Origin of the sequence: Chryseobacterium cucumeris (genome assembly GCF_001593385.1) — a bacterium.
Lineage (GTDB): Bacteria > Bacteroidota > Bacteroidia > Flavobacteriales > Weeksellaceae > Chryseobacterium > Chryseobacterium cucumeris.
Genome location: NZ_LUVZ01000012.1, coordinates 139487 through 160981 on the forward strand (window position 1 = coordinate 139487; position 21495 = coordinate 160981).

Below are 21495 nucleotides of genomic sequence, written 5' to 3' on the forward strand. Positions count from 1 at the left end.
ATAATGAAAAAGAATATATTATTCCTTTTAGTCATATGTCTTGTTGCTTCATGTGCTACCAAAACGAAAAAGCCGGAGCAGCGATCAAGAGTATTGAAAGGATTTTCCACATATTATAACACATTATTTAATGCAAAAGATGCATTAAACAGTGAGTTTACCACCAGAGACAAAGGGCATAAGGACAACTTTTATGCTCCCTACATTCCTATTCTGACTTATGAAGAACAGCCTTTAGGAAGTGATCTTGGACAGACTGAGGCTTTTGCCGAAAATTCGATGAAGATGGCTGAAGTAGCCAACAGACCTTCTGGAAGAGGTAATTCAGGAATTCCCAATATTCCCGGCGGACCTCAGGGAAATGGCCCTTCAAGACCTGACGGGGAACAGACCAAAGGAGCCACTACTCTCGAAATTGCAGAAGCAAAGGCTTTAAAAGCAATCAATAAATACTCCGTAACCAGAAATGGTGAGGAGAAAAATAAACAGATTTTTGATGCCTACATGATCCTTGCCCAGGCAAGAATTTATCGGGGTAAATCTCTGGAAGCACTTGATGCTCTGAATTATGTTTTCACCCGTATGAAAGATGACAAAAGGATTCCACTCGCGAGAATCTATCAGGGGCTTGCTTATGATCAGATCAAAGATTATCACAGAGCGCATGAAACATTTGCCAAACTGAAAAGTGAAGATATCAGTAAAAGCTATGCAAAACTGCTGAGCATTTACTATTCCGAATCTTTGCTTGATGCCGGGAAAAAAGAAGAGGCCGCCAAAGAACTTGATAATGCTTTTGAACTGAACAGCAACAGAAAACTGAAAAGCAGAATCGCTTATCTGAGAGGTCAGGTGCTGGAAAATCTGAATCAGAATGATAAAGCAAGAGAAAGCTATGCTGCAGCGTATAAATATGCCAGTGATTTCGAATTTGAAGTAAAATCTCAGGTTGCCATCGCCAAAACTTTTAACGGTAAAGGTGATTATGCAGGAGCAAAAAATTACCTGGAAGGAATCAGTAAAAAAGGGATGTATGGCTCCAGAAAGAACGAATTTTATTATGCCTTAGGTTTAATGGCTAATAAAGCAGGCAAAAAGGATGAAGCACAGCAATTCTTCAGAAAATCACTGTTTGAAAAGGTTTCTGATCCTCAGATCCGTGGATTGGCTTATTATGAAATAGGAAAAAGCTATCTTGATAAGAATGATTATATCGGAGCCGGAAGTTATTATGATTCTGCGCTTGCCGTAATGACTTATGAACCATCAAAAATCCTGTTAAAAGATCAGTCTGAGTATATTAAAAAGATTTCCAAAAACTACTATCTGATCAAAAAGAATGACAGTATTCTTTCTCTGGCAAAAATGAATGATGCTCAGAAAACAGACTATTTCACAAAATATATTGCCAAATTAAAGATTAAAGAAGAGAAAGAGGAACAGGAAAGAAGACGTGCAGAAAGAAGTAAAGGCTTTGATACCGGGGATTACAGTGCCAATTCTATTTTTGCCAATAGTGGCAATTCTTTTGAAGACTTTGGAGTCACTACAAAAGGTTTTTATTTCAGCAATTCAGGAACGGTAAGCAAAGGAACCTCTTCATTTAAGCAGATCTGGGGAGACCGTGCCCTGGCCGATAACTGGCGTTCTTCCAAGAAAATGGCGTCTATTGAAGATATGAAAAATGAAGCGTTGGGAGTAAACTCAGCACCTAATCCAAGACGTTTTGAGCCTGCGTACTATATTGAACAGATTCCTACAGATCAGGGAAAATTATCTCAGTTAAAAAAGGACAGAGATACCGCCTCATTAGGTCTGGGAATTATGTATCAGAATTATTTTACCAATACTCCACTGGCCACGAAAACACTTTATGATCTTGTTGATGTAAAGCCGGAAGAAAAAGTGATGTTACAGGCATTGTATGAGATTTTTGCCATGAATTATGAGAAAAATCCACAGGCTTCTGAAAGAGCAAAACAAATTCTCTTAGCTGATTATCCTTATACTTCTTACGCTGAATTTGCCAGAAATCCTAAAAATAAATCATTTGTAAAATCAACTGAAGAAGTTGAAAACGAATACAAAAAGGCATATGCACTATTTGAATCAGAAAAATTTGTGGAAAGTAAAGATATTATAGATCAGACGATTCAGAAGTTTCCGAAAGATGCTCTGGTTCCTAAGCTGTATTTATTAAATGCTTTCAATGCAGGAAAATCAAGTGGAAAAGAAGTTATGATTCTGCAGCTGGAACAGATTGCCCTGAATTATTCCAAAACACCTGAAGGGATAAGAGCTAAAGAAATGCTGAATTATCTGAAAAGTGACCTCAGCTTCCAGGCAACGGACAACAAAGGAAATAATATTCCTCAACAACCATCAGGAGCACCTGTACAACCTAACACCCAAAATACGGGAGTTCCACAAATGAATAGTGGAAAAGTACAGAAGCTGGATAATATAAGTACAGCTCCACAAGCAAGCCCGGGGCAACCACAAAATCCTAAAAAACCTACTGAGACAAAATCAGGATCGAAGATCCCGCCAAGACCTCAATAAAATAAAAAGCGAAGATTTATTCTTCGCTTTTCTTTTTCTTTACTCCATGGAAATCTTTGAGATAAAAAGGCTCAAAATAAGCCATATCTTCAAATTCTTTGTTTTGTATTTTCTCCAGAGTCTTTCTGATGAGATATTGTGCAGAAGGATAAACATCTTCTTTAAAAACAGCATCAGGGAGATTCAGAATTTCTTTTGCTTTTTTAGCGCCATCCCCTATAAACAGAATTTTTTTATCTTTAAATTCTTCAAAAGATGTTTCATCCAGAATCTTGGCTTCGGTCTTGGATAACTCCTCCCCTGTTTTACCGTCATAAACGGCCGTATAAACCTCCATTCTCCTTGCATCGGTCAAAGGTATTATAAAATCGTAGTTATCGCCTAAAAAAGGCTCTATCATGCTTTCAAGAGAATTCACTGCTATCAAAGGAACTCTGAGTCCATAACAAAACCCTTTAGCTGAGGCAGCTCCGATTCTTAGGCCGGTATAAGATCCGGGACCTTTTCCTAAAGAAACGGCTTCGATATCTTTAAGCGTAATCCCCGCTCCTTCCAATGCCCACTCTACATAAGTGTGAAGACTTTCAGACTGTTTATAGTTTTCAGAAACTTCTTCACAAAGGCACAATAACTTCTCATTATCTGATATGGCTACTGAACAGTTTTTCGATGATGTTTCCAGATATAGAATTTTCATTTTTTTGTTTTAAGCTAAACAGCAAAATTGCATTTAATTTTCTGCAAATTTACTTCATTATTTTGGACTATTTTCTATAAATCGTTCTTGGCTCAGCCTGAGCACTTGGATAGATAGTCATATCTGAAATAGTAACGTGTTTCGGAGCATTTACACAGTAAGCAATGGCATCAGCAATATCTTCTGCTTTCAGGGCATCATAGCCTGCATACACCGTTGAAGCCTTTTCACTATCGCCTTTGAACCTTACCAGAGAGAAATCGGTTTCTACAGCTCCCGGCTGGATATTGGTTACTTTGATTCCAAATTCGGTAAGTTCCAGTCTCATACCTTCCGAAATAACGTCTACTGCTTTCTTTGTTGCACAGTACACTACTCCATTCGCATAGGTTTGTCTTGCTGCTACAGAACTGATATTTACAACATGACCTAAATTTTTAGTTTTCATAGTTGGAATGATCATTTTGGAAACATACAGTAATCCCTTCACATTTCCGTCAATCATAGAATCCCAGTCGTCCGTCTTACCAGCAGAGAGAGGATCTAACCCATGAGCATTGCCAGCATTATTAATCAGAACATCAATATCTTTCCAGTTCTCAGGAAGAGAATTAATAGCTGCTTCCACTTCTTCAAGATTCCTTACATCAAATATTAAACTAAATATTTCGGTGTATTGGGAAAGTTCTGTTTTTACAGACTCCAGCACCTCACTTCTCCTTCCACAAATAATAATTCTGTTTCCTTGCTTTGCAAGAAGCTCTGCAGTGGCTTTACCTATACCGGAAGTTGCACCGGTGATTAATATTGTCTTCATAAAATTGGTTGTTAAATGTCCGAATGCACTCCTCTATCAATGTCATGATTCTGTTACATTCAAACATTGTTGTATTGATTTATTAATTTGCATCAAAGGCCTGAAAAGCATCTTTGATATGGTCAATAACTAAGTTTTTGTTATCATCGGGAAGAACGGAAATAATATCAAATCTGGCTTCCTGGTCTTTATGACATTCCTCAAGATAATGATTAGCTGCAGAAATAATGGATTTTATCTTTGTTTTGGTTACAGCTTCCTGAGGGAGCATAAAGGCATCCGTGGATCTTGCTTTCACTTCCACGATAATAATCAGATTATCTTTTTCAGCAATGATATCAATTTCGTTTTGCTTAAAACGAAAGTTTCTGGCCTTAATGGTATAGCCGTTTTTCTGAAGATAATCAGCAGCGAGATTCTCTGCTATTTTTCCAAAATCATTATGATGAGCCATAGTGTATAGTTAAGAGTTTGGAGACAGGAGAGTAGTGCTACTTTAAAAATCTATTTTTACTTTAGCATCCACTTTCATTTTCACATTGGCACCAATTAAAAGTGGTCTGTTGTCTTTAATATGCCCATTCGGGAAGGCAAATACTACCGGGAAATTATACTTTGAAATTCTGTCTGAGATCAGTTTGTAAACGAACTCATCAAAGCTATCTTCATAGTTTTTATTTTCCTTTTCATCTCCCATATTGGTCATTCCACCAACAATCAATCCTTTGATTTTGTTGAAAACACCTGCCAGCTCCAGACTCATAATCATACGGTCCAGTGCATAGAAGTTTTCTCCTATATCTTCAATAAACAGAATCTTGTCTTTAAAATCGAATGAATATTTCGTTCCCAGAAGAGCGTAGATAAGGGCTAAATTCCCTCCGACCAGTTCTCCCTGAATATTCCCCTTTTTATTGAATGGGTGAGATTTTAGGACGTATTTAGGCTTTTTGCCTTTAAGGATATCAAAGATCAGATCATAGCTTTCATTTGTCACTCCAAAACTTGATGTCTTAATGGTCTGTCCATGAATGGAAACAAAACCTTTTTTTAACAGATAACTTTGTATGACTGTATTGTCTGAATATCCGATATACCATTTCGGGTTTTCTGTAAAGTTTTTCAACTTCAGGTGCTGAATAAGATGCTGGCATCCGTAACCGCCTCTTGAAGCCCATACAGCTCTTATTTCCGTATCGTTTAAGGCCCAGTTGATATCTTTTGTTCTTTCCTTTTCTGTTCCGGCGTAATTATATCCGTTTGAAAATTTAGTGTAGAGATGTTCTCCGAGAACGGGTTCAAAACCTCTGCTTTTAATCATTTCTATTCCCTTTTCCAGTTGAGTAGTATCTACTGCACCTGCAGGGGAAATAACAGCTATTTTGTCTCCTTTTTTAAGAGACTTTGGAAAGATCATTTTTTTCATTTTGCTTTTTGATATTTTACTTCTTTCTTTTCTGCTTCCTCCAGTTGTTTTTCAAATTGGTTGAACTTTTTAAAACTCTGCAGGAAAATAAAGAAACTGAATATAATAAGAATACAGCCAACAACTCTTCTGATCTGGTTGGCCAGTTTTTGTGTTAATTTATCGTGAAACTGTTTGGCAAGAAATATCTTGGCAAGATCTATAGACAGGTAAGTGGCCAGTACTATACTGATGTATAAAATAAAACTGCTGGTGTCCGGATATTGATTCCTTACGGAAATTACCGTTACCAGCCAGAAAAGGATGACTCCTACATTCAGAAGATTAAAGAAAAAACCGTTGAAAAAGGTCTTAATATAATTTTGACCAATGATCTTTTCTTCTCCGGGCAGGTGCATTTTGGTTTTGGTCACCAGCATTACAATTCCGTAGATGAAAATAAGAATAGAAGTGATCCTGTAAAAACCTGGATGTTTATCAATTAAAGAAACAATATCCGTACTGGCATAGTACGCCGCTACAATGCATAATAAATCTGCCGTAATCACACCAAGATCCAGTGACAGGGCATGTCTGGGGCCTCTGGAAAAGCTGGTTTCAATAAGCAGGAAAAAAATAGGTCCTATGAAAACCAGGCTTAGCATAAATCCTAATATGACGGCAGATAGTACAAGTTCTAGCATTAAGTAGTGTTTTAAAATGAATAAAAATTCATTTCGTTTAATACAAAGTTAGACTTTATGATTTAATTATTCAATAAAGTTATGATATATCAAGTGGATTTTAATAACACTTTAATGTAATTTTTTATTAAGGAATAGGAGAGGAGTGGAGAGTACATTTCATACTTTTTATATTTAGAAAATAAAAGGCTGACGGTTCGGTAACACATCAGCCTTTATAATTTTATCAACAGTCTTCTTAAAGACTTAATTCTTTACTTCACAATCTGGAAGTCAAGCTGCTTCTGAATCAGATTGGCTTTCACCACCTTAATCTGAACTTCATCTCCAAGCTGATATTTATTTCCATGTCTTATTCCGTATACAGCATGGGTTTTCGCATCATACATATAGGAATCATCCACAAGGTCTCTTAACTTGATCAAACCTTCAGCACCATTCTCAGGAATTTCAACCCAGAAACCAAACTCAGCTACTCCGGAAATCACTCCTCTGAATGTTTCTCCCAGATGTTTTTCCATGAATTTTACCTGCATGTACTTGATGGAATCTCTTTCCGCATCTGCTGCCAGTCTTTCCATCGCACTGCAGTGTTTTGCCTTTTCTTCAAGCTCACCTCTGTTTGGAGATTTTCCTCCATCCAGATAATGCTGAAGAAGACGGTGTGCCAGCAAATCGGGATAACGACGGATAGGAGAGGTGAAGTGGCTGTAATACTCAAAACCTAAACCATAGTGGCCGATTGGTTCCGTAGAGTATACCGCCTTACTCATACTTCTCATCGCAAGAGTTTCAATCATATTTTCTTCCCCTTTTCCTTTTACATCATGAAGAAGTTTATTCAAAGACGCAGCCACTTTTTTGGTATTGGCCAAATCCATTTTATATCCGAAAGTAGCAACGAAGTCTCTCAAAGATTCCAGTTTTGCAGGATCCGGATCATCGTGAACCCTGTAAATAAATGTATTGTTGGTGATCTCACCTTTTCTTGAAAGTGATACAAATTCTGATACTTTTTTATTGGCTAAAAGCATGAATTCCTCGATCAGGTGATTGGAGTCTTTACTGATTTTAAAGTACACACCAACCGGTTCATTATTTTCATCAAGATTGAATCTTACTTCACTTCTGTCAAAAGTAATGGCTCCTTTTCTTATACGTTCATGACGCATTATTTTCGCCAGCTTATCAAGTGTATTGATTTCTTCCGCCAGATCTCCCTGTCCGGTTTCGATACGCTCCTGAGCTTCTTCGTATGTGAATCTCCTATCTGAGTGGATTACTGTTCTTCCGAACCACTGCTTTTGAATTTCAGCATTATCATTCAGTTCAAAAACAGCTGAAAAGGTATATTTATCCTCGTGTGGACGAAGGGAGCATACATCATTACTCAAAACTTCCGGCAGCATCGGCACAACCCTGTCAACAAGATATACTGAAGTAGCTCTCTGATAGGCTTCATCATCCAGAATAGTTCCCGGAACTACGTAATGAGATACGTCTGCAATATGAACTCCGATTTCCCAGTTTCCATTTTCCAGTTTTCTAATGGATAGAGCATCGTCAAAATCCTTCGCATCCTTAGGGTCAATGGTAAACGTACAGATATTACGCATATCCCAACGTTTTGCCACCTCGTCATCTGTGATGCTTCTGTCGATTTTATCTGCATCAGCTTCTACTTCTGATGGAAATTCGTAAGGAAGACCATATTCTGCAAGAATAGAGTGGATTTCCGTTTCATGTTCTCCCGGAGCACCCAGCACCTGAATGATTTCACCTTCCGGGTTTTTGTCACCCGGTCTCCATTCCGTCATTTTTACGATCACCTTATCTCCATCTTCAGCATTGTTGAATTTTCCTTTCGGAATAAAGATATCTGTGTTGATTGTCTTTTTATCACAAACCACAAACCCAAATTCCTTATGGGCAACCTTCTGAAATGTTCCTACAAATTCCGTTCTGGTACGTTCCAAAACTTCCAAAACAGAGCCCTCTAATTTCTTTCCTTTATAATGATAAGTTATAATAAGAACCTTATCTCCCTGCAATGCATCCTTTACATTTTTGGAATGAACGAAGACATCATCTTCCAAACCTTCCACACTTACATAAGCATTTCCACTTTGGTTAAAGTCAATAGTTCCCGTAAGCGTTCCTGCGATTTTTAGGTTCACAATGTATTTTCCTTTTTCAACTTCTTTAATCTTTTCAGATCCCTGAAGTTTATGCAGCGCCTGGATCACAAGTTCTCTTTGTCTTGGATTTTTGTAATCTATCCCATCAGCGATCTGCTTATAGTTATAAATTTTGGATGAATTTGCATTCATAAAACGGAGGATCATTCTTCCGATCTCCATCATCTTTAAATCATTTTTATGACTTATATATTTTCTTTTTTTTGGCATTTTAATTTTTCTTTTAATTGTTTTGGTCTTATCTCAATTAAGACCTTTTTCTAAATCTTCCTTATTAGTTCCTTAGTATAAGGTTATTCAATTTCATCATTAGAATCTTTCCGTAAATCATCAGAAATTATCTTTCAGTTTGCTTACAACGGGAGCTTTAGTTTTGTATAAATTTAATACAATTCTGGAGAAGAAAAGAGAAAAACCTTTTATTAAATATATTTCAAATATAAGAAAGGCTTTGGAGAATAATAGAGTGTAATTTCTATTGGACACTGCAAATGTACGAATAAAAAATAAATAAGGCTTGTAAAGTGATTTACAAGCCTTATTATAATTAGCAAACTGCAATTTTGTCAACTCTGTTCTGGTGTCTTCCACCTTCAAAGTCTGTTGAAAGAAATTTATCTACAATTTCAAGTGCCAGTTCTTTAGATATAAATCTTGCCGGCATTGAAATCATGTTGGCATCATTATGCTGTCTTGCCAGTGTTGCAATCTCCGGCATCCAGCATAAAGCGCATCTTATCTTCTGATGTTTGTTAGCAGTGATCTGAACTCCGTTTCCGCTTCCACAGATCAGAATTCCCAGCTCATTTTCTCCGTTTTCCACAGAGGTTGCCGCAGGGTGTACAAAGTCTGGATAATCCACACTGTTTGTGGAAAACGTTCCAAAATCCTGAACTTCAAAACGTTCTGAAAGGTAGTTCTTAACAATCTCCTTATATTCATAGCCTGCATGGTCAGCTGCGATAGCAATTTTTCTTTTCATAATACTCTTATTAAGCTTTATTAGATTCTATTTCCTTACAAAGGTAAGAATAATAACAATTCGTGTTAGTAAACCCTGAGTTAATTGTGAAAAGGTATGTGAATAACTGTGGAAAACTTTTCTCAACTTTCTATTTTTAAAGATCAATTTATTTCGTAATAGAAAATCTTTTCTCAAACTTTTACCACAACTTTCCAGATGTTTTCTTCAGCTATCCCCAGATTTTTCCATAATAAAATAACTAATAATGGTTTCATCTCAAAGTTATCAACATTTGTTAATAAGTATGTGAAATAGCGGGTTTACAGAGATTTATATTGTGAGTTAAATATGAGTTGAGTAAAAGTTGAATGTTATCAATTTTTAGCATAAAACTTATCCCCGAAATTCACAACACTCAACAACAACTACATTATTCTTTTTTTTAAAAGAGATAAAATTGTTGATTAATGGGTGATTGGGTTCGGGGAAACTTTTTGAAAACTTTTATTTTAATCAAACTGTTGAAAAAGTTTAAAACCTTACATTTGTGAAACAAAAATTCAATGAGATTTATGAAATTGTTCTTGCGAGATTTTTCCGAAAGCTAAAACGGATTTTGAGCACGACGGTTTCATAGGGCTTAGCAAAAAATAAATCTACTTATGAAAACAATCAATGATCTTAATTTTAAAGATAAGAAGGCTCTGGTAAGAGTGGACTTTAATGTTCCACAGGACGATCAACTGAAAGTGACTGACAACACAAGAATTGTTGCTGTGAAACCAACAGTGGAAAAGATCCTTAATGATGGTGGTTCTGTCATCTTAATTACACACCTTGGAAGACCTAAGGGAGAGGTTAAAGATGAATTTTCTCTTAAACATATTGTTGGCGAAGTTTCTGCTGTTTTAGGACAAGAAGTTAAATTTGTTGATGAGTGTATTGGAGAGAAGGCAGAGCAAGCAGCTGCAGATTTAAAACCAGGAGAGATCTTACTATTGGAAAATGTACGTTTTCATAACGAGGAGGAAAAAGGAGATGCTGGATTCGCAGAGAAGCTTTCAAAGTTAGGAGACGCTTATGTAAATGATGCATTTGGTACTGCTCACAGGGCTCATGCTTCCACAGCAGTAATCGCTCAATACTTTCCGTCAACTAAATATTTCGGTTTGCTGATGGCTAAAGAGCTGCAGGCAATCGATAAAGTATTAAAAAGTGGTGAGAAACCAGTTACAGCTATTTTGGGTGGATCTAAAGTTTCAACTAAAATTACCATTATAGAGAATATCCTTCCTGCAGTAGATAATCTGATCATTGGTGGAGGTATGGCATTTACTTTTATTAAGGCTCTTGGAGGGAAAATCGGTAATTCTCTTGTAGAAGAAGATAAACTTCCTTTGGCCCTTGAGATTTTAGGAAAAGCTAAAGAGCACAAAGTAAAAGTATATCTTCCGTCTGATGCCATCATCGCTGAAAGCTTTAGTAATGATGTGGAGAGAAAAGAAGCTGATATCTATGCAATCCCTGAAGGATGGATGGGACTTGATGCGGGTCACAAATCGAGAGATCAGTTTAATGATGTATTGTTGAATTCAAGAACTATCCTTTGGAACGGTCCTATCGGAGTTTTTGAAATGTCAAACTTTGCTGGTGGCACAGTTGCTTTAGGAGAGAGTATTGCTGAAGCAACAAGACTTGGTGCTTTCTCTTTAGTTGGAGGAGGTGACAGTGTTGCTTTTGTTAAGCAATTCGGATATGCTGATCAGGTAAGCTATGTTTCTACCGGAGGTGGAGCAATGCTTGAAAGTCTTGAAGGACTTGAATTGCCAGGGGTAGCTGCAATCAATAATTAATAGAAAATAAAAGATATTTCAAAGCCTGCTAATTATATTAGCAGGCTTTTTTTATTTCCTAAACTTAAAGAAAATCCTTTATTGATCGTAGTTTTAATGCTATTTTAGATATAACTTCTAGTTATATAGAGATGGGTTGAATTATCTTTCAGAGACTTATGTTTTTAATGAAATTTATGATCAGAATATTCTTAGAAAATTTACGAGTTTATGTGATTTTATTTATGGTTTTATTCTCATTTTACTTTGATAAATGACCATTATTTTTGCAAAACAATTGATATAAAAAGCGGTATTTTTTCTGTGAATTATACTTTGTATTTCGAAAAATATAGAAGGAGTAGTTGATATGATCTTATGAAGATTAGTAGAGGATTTGAAGGAAGGTTTATGATTTTTTCTTCCCATTGAAAAGTGATTCTATTTATTTTTTTAAAATTATTCTGGAGAGATAGGTTTCACTTTATCTTTTTAGGAAATAGTATTCTAGATTGTTTTTGTATTTAAATTTCTACTAGAAAATGGAGATATAAATTTTTGAAAATTTTAAATTCAATCATTTATTTATTTCACGTTATAGTGATAGCTTTGTATATTATTGATTATTAATCATTAAACTTATTTTTTAACTATTTTTCCTTATTATTTTCATGTGATATTCTTACTAAAACAATAGAAATCCATAGGTAACTATAATAAAATGAATAAGTTAATTTTTTTTTGAATTTTTAAGATCCGTTTACTTGATAAATTTAAGTAAGTTTTAATTTTTTATTCTTTAGACTTAAAAATTTGCCATGAAGTTTTAACATTGTTTAGGTGCTTCCAAGTTTTAAATTTTTGTTCAAGTATTGATTTTTGAAACTCTCTGTATTTTTATCTTTTCCTTTTTTCGTAAAAAAAATACAACCTTTCAATTTTATTCAATTTTATTTTTTGAAGTAGGGAAAAATTATTTTTATTAAAAATGGTAGAGTGGAGTAGGGGAGCTTTTTTTTTATCGTGGAATAATTACCTTAAGAAGAAATTAGATTTTCTTTTTTTGTCGTCAGAATTATATTTACCAAATCAGCTTTAATTTTTTCTTTTAATAAAAATGTCGAAAAATGAACTTCATAAATAGCTTAAAAATCAATTTTTTCTCTTTTTTAGAGTGTTTGTATCTTATTTTATTTTGAAGCTGAATTGAAGCTATTTCTGTAATAATTTATCTTGTTGAAACTAAATTTCTTCTTTTCTTGCTGTTTTTTATGCTTTTGTTGAAAACTGAATGAGAAGGTTTAGTAAAATCTTAAGTACATAAAATGCTGTGTAGGTGATGGACATTTTTCTCAACTTTAAAAAATAGAGTAGGGTACATATTTTTATTTTTTTTGATTTGATAAAATTGAGGAAGAATTATTATTAGGACATGATATTTAAAAAGAAAACTCAGGAGAAAAATCCTGAGTTTTTATTTTTTAAGCTAAAAACGTCGAAAATCGACCTTCATAAATAGGGTAAAAATCGATTTTCTATCTTTTTTCGATAATATATATCAAACTTGAAAATTCGTTCGAAAATAATGCCTTTACGTTGGAAATTGTTCCAAAGATCACTGCTTTTAACCAAAATAGAGGTGATTTTTTGTATTTTTCGCTCAACATAGAGATGTAATACGAATCAAGAACTAAAGGTTTGATCTTTCTCATTTTCCAGTCAGGATTTTTGGAAATCAAATTTTCCATACCATTTTTTGAAAAATGATAGATATGTCTTGGAACATCATAAGCGGCCCAATATTCTTTATAATGTTTCGCATCATAGGAAGTAGGGTTGGGAACTGCAATCACAAGAATTCCTTTTTCTTTTAATTTTTCATGAAAAACAGCAAGCATTTCATCCTGATTCTCGATGTGCTCAAATACATGCCATAGTGTAATAGCATCTAAGGTATTTTCCTCAATTTTGTTAATATCATCTAAAATAGAAGCCTTGGTTATTTTTCCTTGTGCTGCTTTTCTGGCATCAGAATCCGGTTCAAATCCATAGGTTTCAAAATCATTTTCAATGTATTTTACAAATTCTCCTGCGCCGCATCCATAGTCCAAAACTTTAGAACCTTTTTTTATTCTGTCTATCAGGATATTTTTTTTGTACTGAAGATTGAATGATTGAAGAAACTTATAAAGCTTTTCTTTCAAACTTCCGGAATCCTGGTGATGAGAAATATAATCTTCACTTTCATAATATCTGGAAATATTGGATGGAATAGGAGTGGTTTTAAAAACTCCTTTTGTTTCAGTCTCTTTGATCTCAAATATTTCCTGTGAAAGAAAATGATCTTTTATTTTCATTGAAGTAAATATCTTTTATATGATAAAAAAATTAAGATATTCAGAAGTGTTTTACGCTTATAAATACCTTAATTTTTGTTTTTATTTTCTAATGTTTCACGTGAAACATTTTTTTAACGCCCTAGGTAAACCAATAAAACATTAATATCAGCAGGGGAAACTCCGCTTATTCTTCCAGCTTGTGCAATAGTCTTCGGACGTACATTAGACATCTTTTGTTTTGCTTCTGCAGATAGGCTGCTTAGCTTTGTATAATCAAAATCTTCCGGTATTTTGATATTTTCCAGACGATTCAGCTTAGCTACATTTTCCTTTTCTTTTTCAATATAACCTTTATATTTGATATTGATTTCAGCCTGCTCTCTTACTTCATCGTTATATTGGGTAGAAACTTCTTTAATAAAATCGATTTCATCCAGTTTTTCTAACGTCATATTAGGCCTGGTAAGGATTTGTGCTGCTCTGTACGCCTGATCAACAGGGCTGCTTTCAATAGACTCCAGGACAGGGTTAATAATACCTGGTTTTAAAGAAGTTTCTCGAAGGAAATCTTCAAGTGATTGACTTTCAGATATTTTTGTTTCAACGCGTCTTAATCTGTCTTCTTTTGCCAGTCCTAGCTGATATGCTTTCTCTGTTAATCTGATGTCAGCATTATCCTGTCTTAAAAGAAGTCTGTATTCTGCACGTGAAGTAAACATTCTGTAAGGTTCTTCAGTTCCTTTTGTAATTAGGTCATCAATCAATACTCCAATATAAGCTTCATCTCTGTTTAAGATAAAATCTCCCTTTTCATGAACTTTATTGTGTGCATTGATTCCGGCAATTAATCCTTGACCAGCTGCTTCTTCATATCCGGTTGTTCCATTGATCTGTCCGGCGAAATATAAATTATCAATTAATTTAGTTTCGAGGGTATGCTTTAATTGGGTAGGAGGGAAGTAGTCATATTCAATTGCATAACCCGGACGGAAAACTTTTACATTTTCAAATCCTGGTATATGTTTCATCGCTTTGATCTGTACATCTTCCGGGAGAGAAGAACTGAATCCGTTGACATAGATTTCCACAGTTTTCCATCCTTCCGGTTCTACGAAAAGCTGGTGTCTGTTTCTTTCTGCGAAACGGTTAATTTTATCTTCAATGCTTGGACAGTATCTTGGGCCTAAACTTTGAATCGTTCCATTAAACATTGGACTTCTGTCAAAGCCTTCTCTTAAAATATCGTGTACCGTTTCATTAGTATATACGATATGACAGCTTAGTTGTTTGGTGAGTTTTGGTGTATCAAGATAGCTGAACTTTTGAGGATTTTCATCTCCTTTCTGTTCTTCCATTTTTGAATAATCCAAACTTCTTCCGTCTACTCTCGGTGGAGTACCGGTTTTCATTCTTCCTGCCTCGAAACCTAAAGTGACCAGTTGTTCTGTAATTCCAAAAGCTCTCGGTTCGCCCATTCTTCCTCCTCCTAATTGTTTATCTCCAACATGGATTAATCCGTTAAGAAAAGTTCCGTTTGTAAGAACTACGGATTTTGCTTTAATCTCAATTCCTAAAGAAGTAACCACTCCGGCTACTTTATTATTTTCAACAATCAGTTGTTTCACCATATCCTGAAAGAAATCAAGATTGGGAGTATTCTCCAATGCTAAACGCCATTCTTCGGCAAAAAGCATTCTATCATTTTGGGTTCTCGGAGACCACATCGCAGGACCTTTTGAAAGATTCAGCATTTTGAATTGGATCGCAGATTTGTCTGCCACAATTCCGGAATATCCTCCCATTGCATCAATCTCTCTTACGATCTGTCCTTTTGCGATTCCGCCCATTGCCGGGTTGCAACTCATCTGTCCGATGGTCTGCATATTCATTGTAATAAGCAGTGTTTTTGAACCCAGGTTAGCTGCTGCTGCTGCTGCCTCACAACCTGCGTGTCCTGCACCTACTACTATTACATCATATATTTCTGAAATCATTTTTATATCGCTCGTTTTAAGCTTTAAACCTTATCTTTATAACCAATGTTTCACGTGAAACATTTTTGGAGAATGCACTCTAGATAAACTTATATTGTTGCTAGAATAGAGTACTTTAGATATGGGACTTTAAGTGATTCTTCAATTTTAAAACTTTAAATCCCTGTATTTATCCAGGTACAGATCTTCCATTCTCCGCATCTCTTTTTCTTCCTCTTCCGTCTTGTCTTTATAGCCTGCAAGATGTAAAATACCGTGGGCTAAAACCCTTCTTAATTCTTCTTCATAATCTCGGGAAAGGGTAGAGGCGTTATCAGAAATGCGCTGCAAAGATACGAAAATCTCAGCGCTTATTGTCTTACCTTTTACATAATCAAAAGTGATGATATCTGTATAGTAATCATGCTGCAAATAATCCTGATTGATCTTAAGAAGATATTCGTCATCACAGAAAATGTAGTTGATTTCTCCTAATTTTTTTCCTTCTGAAAGAATAAGATCTTCCAGCCATTTTTTGTAATCTGTACTTACCGATTCTGGTAAGTTTTCGTAAAAGAACTGTATCATTTTTTTAAAACCAGTGTCCTAATATAACACTGAATATACCTTTTTGGTTATTTTTTAGGGAGTGGCTGAAGTTTACTTTTATCTGCCCGAAAGGAGATTTGTAACCTGCCGTAATTCCCAGTGAGCTATAATTTACTTTAACTGCATCTTCAAACTTAATATCGTTTGATAAGTTGGCAAAGGTAAAGTTTCCGCTGATAAAATAGTTTTTATTAAACTTAAACTGAACATCATTTGATGCCAGTATGACATTGTTTGTATACAACTGGGCGAAATAGAATCCACCAAAGCTTTTAAAATTGATGATATTCTGCTCAAAAATTCCGCCTAATCTGTATTGGTAATAGCCTGGAAGGTTTTCACCGATAGTAACTCCTCCAAACAGATTGAGACGATAGCTGAATTGTTTGCTTAGCGGAATATTAAGCTTAAGGTCCGCTTTGATCTGAATGATTCTTTTATCAACTTCAGACTTTAAAAGATCTACAACCTTTCCTTCTGCTGCAAAATAAACCCCTTTTGTAGGGAATTCCTTATCATCCTGAGTGTCGGTCTTAATAAAAACATAAGGGTTCAGAAAACGGCTGTATCGCCTGTTATCTCCATTGCTGTTTTCTGCTTTAAAATAATCGTGGCTAATACCGCCGCCAATGGCAAATTTATCCTTCCAGGTCGACTGTATATAAGCTTCATTTCTGATCCATTCCCAGCGGTCTACTACATAGTTATCTACATTCTTTATATCAAAGCTCATTCCTGATGAATAGAGCCCAACTCCCGGAATATATCCGTTATCTACAAAATAATTAAGGTAATATCTGAGACGATCTCCTACAACGAGATCCACCGAAAGGTTTGAATTTTTGAATAAAAGCCTTTTTGCAGAATAATTCAAAAGAAGTCCCGTTTTAAAAACTTCGTCATAATGCAATCCGAATTTTAAAAAATGACGGGCATCATCTTCAGTGACGTAAAGCTTCAGGTAATTGGCGTCATTCTCCTGAACGATATCATAATTGATAAATTTGTAGTTGTTGGTAGCAACCAGTTTATCTATCATTTTATTAATGCTTCCATAGGTCTGCAAAGAGGGGAGGCGTAGTCCCATTTTTCCCAGCGTGTAGTTTTTACCATAAATTTTGCTTCCTTCAATAGAAATACTGTCTATTTTATAAACATTCGAATATATAGGGTTCACCTGTTGTCTGAGACGGTCAAATGATCTCTTTGGAAGTTGGTCTAATACCTGGGAATATTTCATACCTTCCACATATCCGCTGTCCAGAATTTTCTTTTTATCATCGTAGCTTGTAGCGGACATCCCTTTCAGATTGGGTTTAATATTGATATCTGTATATCTGTATTGTCTTCGGGTATCTCTTTTGATACCGAAATCTATGACCTGGTTCAGAATGGCTATAATATTGTTTAAATCTTCTCTTTTAGAAAGATCCTGATTAAGGTCCACACCTATGACGATGTCAATTCCTTTGTCCTTTAAAGGCTTTGAGGGGTAGTTTACCGTCATCGCTCCGTCAATATAAATGCTGTCCCCAATTTTTACCGGATCCATTAAAGAAGGGAACGCAGAACTCGCCATAATAGACTGTACGAGATCTCCCTTTTCAAAAATCTGCATATTGCCGCTTTCAAGATTGGTAGCGACACAAAGGAAAGGAATAGGCATTTTGGAAAAGTCCTCAATATTGGAAACGTTTTTAAAAAGTTCTTTCAGAAGATAAACATTTCTTTGTCCGGTACTGATAGAGGAAGGAAGTGTGATTTTACCGTTTTTGAGCGGAATGGATAAAAGATATTTGTCTACAGATTTATTGAAAAAGCTGGCTTCCTGCCGGGACTTTGGATCCATAATAAGAGAATAGAAATCTGTATCCATGACTATTTTTTCTATTTCTTTTCCGGAGTATCCGGCGGCATACAATCCGCCTACGATAGCTCCCATGCTTGTTCCGGAAATATAGTCTACTTTCACTCCCAAAGAATCCAGTACTTTAAGAACTCCGACATGTGAAAAACCCTTGGCACCACCACCGGCCAGAGACAGCCCTATTTTTGGATTCTTCGGAATTACCAGATTTTTTTTTACCTGAGAATGGATCAATAACAGTGGGAATATGAAAAGCAGAATCAGGAGTTTTCTCATAGTTAATCTTTTATATAAATCCGTTTCACCCGCGGGGAAATGGAGGTTAATACTTCATAGGTTATCGTTTTGCAGTATCCTGCGAATTCTTTTAAGCTTGGTTTGGCGTTGAAAACAGTTACGGTATCACCTTCTTTTACGTTGGGAATATGGTCTACATTAATCATCATCATATCCATGCAGATATTTCCGACGATAGGTGCAAGAGTTTTATTTACACCTACATTTCCTACCTGATTTCCGATCAATCTTGGAATTCCGTCTGCATATCCCACAGGAATCGTTGCAATTCTTGTAGGATGATCTGCTTTATATCTTCTGCTGTAGCCTACAGATTCACCATTTTCAACGGTTGATATCTGTGAAATTACGGTTTTAAAGCTTACCACAGATCGTAATTGTTTCTGAATTTCAGGATCTGCAGATTCTCCCAGCATACCAATACCGATTCTCACCATGTCATGCTGATGATCTTTATAGCTGGTAATTCCTGCCGAATTCAGAATATGACGGATAGGAGTGTAGCCTAGTTTTTCAATAAGGTAACCGGAATTTTTTTCGAATATCTCCAGTTGTTTCAAAGTGAATTCTTTTTCTTCAGGCATATCAGAAGATGATAAATGACTGAACATACTCTGAACCTTTACATTTTTGTGGCTTAAAGTTTCGCTTAACTGATCCAGCTCATAATCTTTAAAACCAAGACGGTGCATTCCCGTTTCCAGCTTGATATGGATCGGGTATTTTTTATCATATCCGGATTTCTGAACGGCTTCATAAAATAATTCCAAAACTCTGAAACTGTAAATTTCCGGCTCCAGGTTATATTCTATAATCGCCTGATAACTGTGCTGCTCGGGATTCATCACAATAATAGGAGTCGTGATCCCTTTTTTACGAAGCTCTACCCCTTCATCTGCATAGGCTACCCCAAGATAATCTATGTGATGGTGCTGAAGAAATTCTGATACTTCAAAGCTTCCCAGCCCGTAAGCGTTGGCTTTCACCATTGCCATCATTTTAGTTCCCGGTTTCAGCAATGATTTATGATAGTTGATATTGTGAAGAATTGCATTAAGGTTTACTTCCAATACCGTATCATGCTTTCTGAGTTCAAGAATATCTTTCAGTTTTTCGATCTCAAATTTTCTGGCTCCTTTGAGCAGAATAATCTGATTTTCTATTTCAGTAAGATGTTTGCTTTCAATGAGCTCTTTAGTATCAATAAAAGTATATGTTTTAGTTTTAAATAATTCACTAAAGTTTGATATTTCATCGCCAATTAAGAAGACAGAGTCAAAATTTTGCTCATTCACCAGTTCAGAAACTTCTTCATATAATTCTTTGGCGTTGGAGTTTACTCCTACAATATCTGTTAAGACCAGTGATTTTTTAGATTTGTTGTATTCATTCAAAAACTGCAGGGCAGTCTTCAAAGAGTCGAGGTCCAGATTAAAAGAATCGTTGATGACAATATTGCCCTTAACTCCTTCAATTGCTTCAAGCCTCATTTCAACGGCTTTTAAAAGGTTGATTTTTTCAACGATCTTTTTATTTTCGATATTCAGTTCCTTGAGTACCGAGATAAGCGCCATAGCATTGGTTAATGTCGCTTCGTCTCTCTGATGAACCGGAAAACTGATTTCTTCACCCAAATATTCAACGATGATGTTTTCATCTTTGGAAATATTGTTTTTGATGAAAACCTGATTCTCTTTTTTAAAACCGTAAGAAATTAATTTTTTATCAGAATAGGATTTTTTAATTTTTTGATCAACCAAAAAATTATCTCCATTATAAATGATCACTTCAGAATTTTTGAAAAGAATAATTTTTTCATTAATCAATTCTTCCTCGGAAGAAAAGTTGGCCGCGTGAGCAGTTCCGATATGCGTGAGCAGTCCGATCTGAGGGTGGAAAATATTTTCAAGTTTTTCCATTTCATGCGGTTTTGAAATTCCTACCTCAAAAATCCCAAGCTGATGGGAACTGTTGATCTGAAGAAGAGACAAAGGAAGACCAATCTGGGAATTAAAACTTTTAGGGCTTTTTACCGTAGGAAACTCGTTCCATAAGCACTGATATAACCATTCTTTTAAAATAGTCTTACCATTACTTCCTGTAATTCCTATCGATTGTAAATGAGAATTTTCGAAATGATACTTTGCTAATTTTTGAAGAAACTCTACGGAATTTTCAACAATGATCCAGGTTATATTGTCAAACTCCGGATAGTAATGTTCAGAAATAATGACATTGATACCCCTGTCCATTGCAGATTCAATAAATTTTTCACCGGAATTTTTGTGAGTATTGATCGCAATGAAAGCTGAATTCTTGATAGAATAAATAATCCTGCTATCGTATGCTATATTTTTGATCAATAAACTTCCGTCACCAATGACCTGTGAACTGGTGATCTCTGCAATGTGTTGTACTGTATAATTCATTGGTACCCTTTCTGCTTTTTTTTTAGCGAACCGGCAAAAAGGTAAAATAGTAAAAGGGCTGAGATTTATGACATCATCCGGTTTTTCCTTTTTAAATATTTTACAGTGTAGCTTTTTCGCTTTTCATTTTATATTATTGAATATATTTTACGGTTTATAGCAAACAGTTTTACAATTTAGTGATTTCGTCGTCTGCTTTATCCGATTATTTTCTTTTTGAAAGTACTTCGTCAATAAAAACACGGCGGCTTACTGCTTCATAACTTTCTGTTTCTCCCAGTTCCACCAGATTATCTCCCTGTGAAGTTCTCATCGAGTAGTTGGCAAGATTACCGGTTCTCTTACAAATAGCATGCACTTTTGTAACATACTCTGCAGTCGCCATCAAATTGGGCATTGGCCCGAACGGACGGCCTAAAAAGTCCATATCCAATCCTGCAATAACTACTCTGATACCACTATTGGCAAGCTGGTTGGCAACATCAACAATGCTTTCATCAAAAAACTGAGCTTCATCAATGGCTACTACATCACAATTCGAAGCCAGCAGAAGGATTTCATTAGGGTTTTCTACTGCTGTACTGCGGATTTTATTCTGATTATGAGATACTACATCCTCTTCAGAATACCGTACATCCATTTTTGGTTTAAAAATTTCCACATTCTGTCCTGCCATTTCCGCTCTTCGCAATCTGCGGATAAGTTCCTCGGTTTTACCGGAAAACATAGAGCCACAAATCACTTCCATCCAACCACTTTGTTTGGAATGATTAATTGTATTTTCTAAAAACATTTGTTAAAT

The 21495-nt window shown here is 35.5% G+C and carries 15 protein-coding genes; 2 read left to right on the plus strand and 13 right to left on the minus strand.

Annotated features, from left to right (window positions below; genetic code table 11):
• Positions 1–3 precede the first annotated feature (3 nt).
• The gene (gene porW / locus A1704_RS09535; RefSeq protein ID WP_062672800.1) at positions 4–2562 is read left to right on the plus strand and encodes a type IX secretion system periplasmic lipoprotein PorW/SprE; all 2559 of its coding nucleotides are present in this window, start codon (positions 4–6) and stop codon (positions 2560–2562) included.
• A 16-nt stretch (positions 2563–2578) separates the two neighbouring features.
• Here porW and tsaB read toward each other — a convergent pair whose 3' ends face one another.
• The 7 genes from tsaB to rpiB form a co-directional block, all read right to left on the minus strand.
• Positions 2579–3259 (minus strand): tRNA (adenosine(37)-N6)-threonylcarbamoyltransferase complex dimerization subunit type 1 TsaB, encoded by a 681-nt coding sequence (gene tsaB / locus A1704_RS09540; RefSeq protein WP_062672803.1) that lies wholly within the window; start codon positions 3257–3259, stop codon positions 2579–2581.
• Positions 3260–3326: 67 nt separating this feature from the next.
• Positions 3327–4076 (minus strand): SDR family NAD(P)-dependent oxidoreductase, encoded by a 750-nt coding sequence (locus A1704_RS09545; RefSeq protein WP_062672804.1) that lies wholly within the window; start codon positions 4074–4076, stop codon positions 3327–3329.
• Positions 4077–4158: 82 nt separating this feature from the next.
• Positions 4159–4530, minus strand: coding sequence for a YraN family protein (locus A1704_RS09550; RefSeq protein WP_062672806.1), 372 nt, complete (start codon positions 4528–4530; stop codon positions 4159–4161).
• A gap of 42 nt (positions 4531–4572) precedes the next feature.
• The gene (locus A1704_RS09555; protein ID WP_062672808.1) at positions 4573–5502 is read right to left on the minus strand and encodes a S66 peptidase family protein; all 930 of its coding nucleotides are present in this window, start codon (positions 5500–5502) and stop codon (positions 4573–4575) included.
• Entirely contained in the window at positions 5499–6185 is a 687-nt protein-coding gene (locus tag A1704_RS09560) for a LysE family translocator (RefSeq protein WP_062672810.1), read from the minus strand. The genes A1704_RS09555 and A1704_RS09560 overlap by 4 nt, the downstream gene beginning before the upstream one ends.
• Before the next feature lie 254 nt (positions 6186–6439).
• Entirely contained in the window at positions 6440–8593 is a 2154-nt protein-coding gene (gene rnr / locus A1704_RS09565; protein WP_062672812.1) for a ribonuclease R, read from the minus strand.
• Positions 8594–8930: 337 nt separating this feature from the next.
• A complete protein-coding gene (gene rpiB / locus A1704_RS09570) occupies positions 8931–9365 on the minus strand; it encodes a ribose 5-phosphate isomerase B (RefSeq protein ID WP_034694035.1) in 435 nt (144 codons plus the stop codon).
• 644 nt (positions 9366–10009) lie between these two features.
• Here rpiB and A1704_RS09575 point away from each other — a divergent pair.
• Positions 10010–11200, plus strand: a complete 1191-nt coding sequence (locus tag A1704_RS09575; protein ID WP_062672814.1) for a phosphoglycerate kinase — start codon at positions 10010–10012, stop codon at positions 11198–11200.
• Positions 11201–12714: 1514 nt separating this feature from the next.
• On the opposite strand, the gene A1704_RS09580 is transcribed toward A1704_RS09575, so the two are convergent.
• The 6 genes from A1704_RS09580 to A1704_RS09605 all read right to left on the minus strand — a co-directional run bounded on the left by A1704_RS09580 (position 12715) and on the right by A1704_RS09605 (position 21486).
• Positions 12715–13536 carry a class I SAM-dependent methyltransferase gene (locus A1704_RS09580; protein WP_062672816.1) on the minus strand — a complete coding sequence of 274 codons (822 nt, stop codon included), beginning with the start codon at positions 13534–13536 and terminating at the stop codon, positions 12715–12717.
• 113 nt (positions 13537–13649) lie between these two features.
• Entirely contained in the window at positions 13650–15512 is a 1863-nt protein-coding gene (gene mnmG / locus A1704_RS09585; protein WP_062672818.1) for a tRNA uridine-5-carboxymethylaminomethyl(34) synthesis enzyme MnmG, read from the minus strand.
• A gap of 147 nt (positions 15513–15659) precedes the next feature.
• Positions 15660–16079: an rRNA maturation RNase YbeY gene (gene ybeY, locus A1704_RS09590; RefSeq protein ID WP_034694045.1), complete on the minus strand. Its 420-nt coding sequence runs from the start codon at positions 16077–16079 to the stop codon at positions 15660–15662.
• A 4-nt stretch (positions 16080–16083) separates the two neighbouring features.
• A complete protein-coding gene (locus A1704_RS09595) occupies positions 16084–18243 on the minus strand; it encodes a patatin-like phospholipase family protein (protein ID WP_062672820.1) in 2160 nt (719 codons plus the stop codon).
• A 2-nt stretch (positions 18244–18245) separates the two neighbouring features.
• Positions 18246–20693, minus strand: coding sequence for a bifunctional UDP-N-acetylmuramoyl-tripeptide:D-alanyl-D-alanine ligase/alanine racemase (locus A1704_RS09600; protein WP_062672822.1), 2448 nt, complete (start codon positions 20691–20693; stop codon positions 18246–18248).
• A 205-nt stretch (positions 20694–20898) separates the two neighbouring features.
• Positions 20899–21486 (minus strand): thymidine kinase, encoded by a 588-nt coding sequence (locus A1704_RS09605; RefSeq protein ID WP_062672824.1) that lies wholly within the window; start codon positions 21484–21486, stop codon positions 20899–20901.
• Positions 21487–21495: the final 9 nt, after the last annotated feature.

Bases quoted from the DNA above. Each gene is read 5' to 3' on its own strand.
- porW (WP_062672800.1), top strand. From the start codon at position 4: ATGAAAAAGAATATATTATTCCTTTTAGTCATATGTCTTGTTGCTTCA.
- tsaB (WP_062672803.1), bottom strand. From the start codon at position 3,259: ATGAAAATTCTATATCTGGAAACATCATCGAAAAACTGTTCAGTAGCC.
- A1704_RS09545 (WP_062672804.1), bottom strand. From the start codon at position 4,076: ATGAAGACAATATTAATCACCGGTGCAACTTCCGGTATAGGTAAAGCC.
- A1704_RS09550 (WP_062672806.1), bottom strand. From the start codon at position 4,530: ATGGCTCATCATAATGATTTTGGAAAAATAGCAGAGAATCTCGCTGCT.
- A1704_RS09555 (WP_062672808.1), bottom strand. From the start codon at position 5,502: ATGAAAAAAATGATCTTTCCAAAGTCTCTTAAAAAAGGAGACAAAATA.
- A1704_RS09560 (WP_062672810.1), bottom strand. From the start codon at position 6,185: ATGCTAGAACTTGTACTATCTGCCGTCATATTAGGATTTATGCTAAGC.
- rnr (WP_062672812.1), bottom strand. From the start codon at position 8,593: ATGCCAAAAAAAAGAAAATATATAAGTCATAAAAATGATTTAAAGATG.
- rpiB (WP_034694035.1), bottom strand. From the start codon at position 9,365: ATGAAAAGAAAAATTGCTATCGCAGCTGACCATGCAGGCTATGAATAT.
- A1704_RS09575 (WP_062672814.1), top strand. From the start codon at position 10,010: ATGAAAACAATCAATGATCTTAATTTTAAAGATAAGAAGGCTCTGGTA.
- A1704_RS09580 (WP_062672816.1), bottom strand. From the start codon at position 13,536: ATGAAAATAAAAGATCATTTTCTTTCACAGGAAATATTTGAGATCAAA.
- mnmG (WP_062672818.1), bottom strand. From the start codon at position 15,512: ATGATTTCAGAAATATATGATGTAATAGTAGTAGGTGCAGGACACGCA.
- ybeY (WP_034694045.1), bottom strand. From the start codon at position 16,079: ATGATACAGTTCTTTTACGAAAACTTACCAGAATCGGTAAGTACAGAT.
- A1704_RS09595 (WP_062672820.1), bottom strand. From the start codon at position 18,243: ATGAGAAAACTCCTGATTCTGCTTTTCATATTCCCACTGTTATTGATC.
- A1704_RS09600 (WP_062672822.1), bottom strand. From the start codon at position 20,693: ATGAATTATACAGTACAACACATTGCAGAGATCACCAGTTCACAGGTC.
- A1704_RS09605 (WP_062672824.1), bottom strand. From the start codon at position 21,486: ATGTTTTTAGAAAATACAATTAATCATTCCAAACAAAGTGGTTGGATG.